Raw genomic sequence first — 269 nt, forward strand, 5'->3', positions numbered from 1 at the left:
ATCAACGACTAGGACGAAGCTGAGGAATCCAAGGAACATGACATCCAGCTTGTCGAAGCGCGAGAAAATCCGGCGGTAGCCTTTCAAGCGACGGAACAGTCTCTCCACTTCGTTGCGCCGCTTGTACATCTGCCGGTTGTATTCCCAAGGCTCGACCCGATTGGATTTCGGCGGGACCACCGGCACGAAGCCAAGATCGAGTGCTAACTGGCGGGTTTCGTTGCCTTCGTAAGCACGGTCCATCAACAAATGAATCGGCCGCTCCACTG

General features: G+C 55.4%; 1 protein-coding gene. It reads right to left on the bottom strand.

Going from position 1 to position 269, the window contains the following annotated elements; translation table 11 throughout:
• The coding region (locus tag ABS769_RS22775) for a transposase (protein WP_350498302.1) at positions 1-269 on the bottom strand (269 nt) is incomplete at both ends.

It is taken from the genome of Xanthomonas hortorum, from assembly GCF_040279205.1.
Taxonomy (GTDB): Bacteria; Pseudomonadota; Gammaproteobacteria; order Xanthomonadales; family Xanthomonadaceae; genus Xanthomonas; species Xanthomonas hortorum_F.